Genomic DNA, 4,053 nt, shown 5'->3' on the forward strand with positions numbered 1-4,053 from the left:
CCCTGATATCCCGTCACTTCACCGACGGTCTGGGCGAGTTCGCGGATGGTGAGGTCCTCGCCGCAGCCGATGTTGACGGGGGTGTCGTCGTCGTAGCGCTCCAGCAGGAGGACGCAGGCGGCGGCGATGACCGGGGCGAGCGAGTTCGAGAAGAGGTAGGGGCGCGAGCGCTGGCGCAGCAGGGCGACGATCTCGGCGCGGGCGGCGACGTAGCCGCCGGAGGCGCCGCCGAGGGCCTTGCCGAGGGTGCCGGTGATGATGTCGACGCGGTCCATCACGTCGTGCAGTTCGGGCGTGCCGCGCCCGCCGGCGCCGACGAAGCCCACGGCGTGCGAGTCGTCGACCATCACCATGGCGTCGTAGCGCTCGGCGAGGTCGCAGATCTCGCGCAGCGGCGCGACGTAGCCGTCCATGGAGAAGACGCCGTCGGTGACGACGAGGCGGCGCCGGGCCCCGGACGCCTCCTTGAGCTGCTTCTCCAGGTCGTCCATGTCGCGGTTGGCGTAGCGGAACCGCTTGGCCTTGGAGAGCCGGATGCCGTCGATGATCGAGGCGTGGTTGAGGGCGTCGGAGATGACCGCGTCCTCGGCGCCGAGGATCGTCTCGAACACGCCGCCGTTGGCGTCGAAGCAGGAGGAGTAGAGGATCGTGTCCTCCTGGCCCAGGAAGGAGGAGAGCCGCCGCTCCAGTTCCTTGTGGACCTCCTGGGTGCCGCAGATGAAGCGGACGGAGGCCATGCCGTAGCCCCAGCGGTCCAGCGCCTCGTGCGCGGCGGCGATCACCTCGGGGTGGTCGGCCAGGCCGAGGTAGTTGTTGGCGCAGAAGTTGAGCACCTCGCCGGGGCGGCCCCCGGCGGTGACGGCCACGGTCGCGGACTGCGGGGTGCCGATGACGCGCTCGGGCTTGTGCAGCCCGGCCGCCTCGATCTCTTCGAGGGTGGTGCGCAGGTCGTCGCGTACGGAGTCGAACATGCCGGTTCCTTGGGTCCTTGAAGGGGCGGGAGGTCAGACGGTCCAGTCGAGGATGACCTTGCCGCCGCGTCCGCTCGCCGCGTCGTCGAAGGCCGCCTCGAAGTCGCGGTAGCCGTACCGGCCGGTGATCACGGGGGCGAGGTCGAGGCCGCCCTCCAGCAGCACGGACATGGCGTACCAGGTCTCGTACATCTCGCGGCCGTAGATGCCCTTGATCGTGATCATCGAGGTGACGATCCGGGCCCAGTCCACGGCGAACTCCTCGGAGGGGAGTCCGAGCATGGCGATGCGGCCGCCGTGCGTCATGTTGGCGAGCATGTCGCGCATGGCCTCGGGGCGGCCGGACATCTCCAGGCCGATGTCGAAGCCCTCGCGCAGGCCCAGTTCCCGCTGGCCGTCCTCGATGGTCTGCTCGGCGACGTTGAGCGCGAGGCTGACGCCGACCTTGCGGGCCAGGTCCAGGCGGGCCTCGCTGACGTCGGTGATGACGACGTTGCGGGCACCGGCGTGCTTGGCGACGGCGGCGGCCATGATGCCGATCGGGCCGGCGCCGGTGATCAGGACGTCCTCGCCGACCAGCGGGAACGACAGCGCGGTGTGCACGGCGTTGCCGAACGGGTCGAAGATCGCGGCGATGTCGAGGTCGACCCGGACCCGGTGCACCCACACGTTGGACGCGGGCAGCGCGACGTACTCGGCGAAGGCCCCGTCGCGGCCGACGCCGAGGCCGAGGGTGGAGCGGCAGAGGTGGCGGCGGCCGGCCAGGCAGTTGCGGCACTTGCCGCAGACCAGGTGGCCCTCGCCGCTGACCAGGTCGCCGACCGCGATGTCGACGACGTCCGCGCCGACGGCGGCGACCTCCCCGACGAACTCGTGTCCGAGGATCAGCGGGGTGGTGACGGCCTGCTGGGCCCAGCCGTCGTAGGCGCGGATGTGCAGGTCGGTCCCGCAGATGCCGGTGCGCAGGACCTTGATCAGTACGTCGCCGGGGCCGGTCTCGGGCTCGGGGACGTCCATCAGCCAGAGTCCGGGCTCGGCCTTCTGCTTCACGAGTGCCTTCACGGCTGGGGCTCCCTGTACCTGGTGCGGCGTGGTGCTCCCCCGAGCCGCGGGCATGCCTGAGGAGGCCCGCGTCCCGGGGGAAGAATGAGAGGGACGGCACGGCAGCGCGCTCGCACCGGCTGCCGCGCACCATCCTCCGCCGTCACGGAGAAATCTGCCGTACCCCGCGCCCCGGGTCCATCGAGGTTTTCTTAAGCGGGGCCGCAGCTCCGCTTCACACCGCCGTGCGTGGTGCCGGGGCGGCTCAGTCGCGCGGCCAGGGACGTCCGTCGAGCCGCTCGATGTCGCGGTTGAAGCGGGCCAGGCAGTCGGCGAAGCGGGCGGCCTCCTCCGGGCTCCACTCGGCGAGGACCCGCCGCAGTCCGTCCCGGTTCTCCGCGCGGTCCTTGTCGAGCCGGCGCCTGCCCTCGTCCGTGATGACGAACTTGCGCGCGATCCCGCCGTCCGGGTCGGGGATGCGGTCCACGACGCCGGCCCGGAGCATCGCGGCGGTCTGCCGGTTCAGCGTGGAGGTGTCCAGGCCGAAGGCGTCGCGCAGCTGGCCGATGGACATCGGGCCCTGGACCCGGATGCGGCTGAGGAGGATGTAGGCGCTGCGGTCGAGCCGCCCGTCGCCCCGCGAGGTGATCAGACTCATGTGCCGGCCGAGCAGCATCGTCTCGAACTCGATCCGGTCCACAGGCTTGTCCACGCGCGGCTCCCTACGACTGCGGTACGCCTCCCCCCGCCGGGACGGCGACCTCTCTGTACACATATACCACGGAATGTGTGCACGATGCATGGAGTATGCATCGTGCACAAACGGGCGGGGTCCGCCCGCCGTAGACTCGGCGGATGGCGAAGTATTTCGACGTACACCCCGAAAATCCCCAGCACCGCACCATCACCAACGTGGCCGACAGCATCCGTTCCGGTGCGCTCGTCGCGTACCCCACGGACTCCTGTTACGCGCTCGGGTGCCAGCTCGGCAACCGTGACGGGCTGTCACGCATCCGGGCCGTCCGCCATCTCGACGACCGCCACCACTTCACGCTGATGTGCCAGAACTTCGCACAGCTCGGGCAGTTCGTGCACATCGACAACGACGTCTTCCGCACCGTCAAGTCGGCGACCCCCGGCCAGTACACCTTCATCCTGCCCGCGACGAAGGAGGTGCCGCGCCAGCTGCTGCACCCGAAGAAGAAGACGGTCGGCGTCCGCATCCCGGACCACCCCGTCGTCCAGGCACTCCTCGCCGAACTGGGCGAACCGCTGCTCTCCAGCACCCTGTTGCTGCCCGACGAGGAGGAGCCGCTGACCCAGGGCTGGGAGATCAAGGAGCGCCTGGACCACGAGGTGGACATCGTCCTCGACTCCGGCGACTGCGGCACCGAGCCGACGACCGTCATCGACTTCTCCAACGGCGAGCTGGAGATCGTGCGCAGGGGGGCGGGCGACACCTCGCGGTTCGAGTAGGACGGCGTCAGGCCCGCCCGGGCGGCGGGCCGTTGGGGTCCGGGCCCCACCCGGTGCGGTCCGGTCCTTGATAGCGTCGCCCCAGCGACTGCGGAGCACTCCCCGCCGGGGTCGCCGCTCTGCCGGGAGGCCGCTGCCACCGCGCGGGCGGGTGCGGGTGGCAGGGGATCTTCAGGCAGGGACGAAGAGAGCCGACGCATGAGCCTCGCACAGTTGCACTACACCTCGGCGGACGGGGACGGGACCGGCGAGGACGGCTCCACGGCCGCCCGGTTCGCGGCCGTGGACCCCTCCATACCGGGGTCCGTGCTGACCGAGGCCGGACCGCTCCTCGCCTACGAGCCGCCGCGCGGCACCCCGGACCGCCCCACCGACGCCGACCTGCGCGGCCTGCCCGAGGCGCTCAGCTTCAGCGTGCTCTCCGACGGCAGCCGGCTGCTCGCCCGGACCGTCGCCGTCCGCTCCGCCCGCTCCTCCGGTGTGGGCTTCCACGCGCACGCCGTCCACCTGCCCGCCGGCACCCGGCTCCCCGGCGGCATGCTGCCGCTCACCGCCTGCCGCTCCG

4 protein-coding genes and 1 pseudogene are annotated in these 4,053 nt (G+C 71.2%); 2 read left to right on the forward strand and 3 right to left on the reverse strand.

Annotated features, from left to right (window positions below):
* From MHW47_RS32880 to MHW47_RS32890, 3 genes are all read right to left on the reverse strand, one after another.
* Window positions 1–971, reverse strand: a 971-nt coding sequence (locus MHW47_RS32880) for a glycine C-acetyltransferase (RefSeq protein ID WP_239227502.1), incomplete at its 3' end; no start/stop codon positions are given.
* Window positions 972–1,004: 33 nt separating this feature from the next.
* A complete protein-coding gene (tdh, locus tag MHW47_RS32885; RefSeq protein ID WP_239227503.1) occupies window positions 1,005–2,033 on the reverse strand; it encodes an L-threonine 3-dehydrogenase in 1,029 nt (342 codons plus the stop codon).
* Window positions 2,034–2,277: 244 nt separating this feature from the next.
* Window positions 2,278–2,724, reverse strand: a complete 447-nt coding sequence (locus tag MHW47_RS32890) for a MarR family transcriptional regulator (protein WP_239227504.1) — start codon at window positions 2,722–2,724, stop codon at window positions 2,278–2,280.
* Between the two features lie 143 nt (window positions 2,725–2,867).
* Here MHW47_RS32890 and MHW47_RS32895 point away from each other — a divergent pair, with 143 nt between their 5' ends.
* A complete protein-coding gene (locus MHW47_RS32895) occupies window positions 2,868–3,488 on the forward strand; it encodes an L-threonylcarbamoyladenylate synthase (protein ID WP_239227505.1) in 621 nt (206 codons plus the stop codon).
* 198 nt (window positions 3,489–3,686) lie between these two features.
* A pseudogene (locus MHW47_RS32900) lies at window positions 3,687–4,053 on the forward strand (hypothetical protein); the annotation flags it as partial.

The organism is Streptomyces sp. OfavH-34-F, assembly GCF_022347745.1.
Lineage (GTDB): Bacteria > Actinomycetota > Actinomycetes > Streptomycetales > Streptomycetaceae > Streptomyces.

What these genes read in the sequence shown, in the direction of transcription:
- MHW47_RS32895 (WP_239227505.1), top strand. Translation starts at nt 2,868, where the DNA reads ATGGCGAAGTATTTCGACGTACACCCCGAAAATCCCCAGCACCGCACC.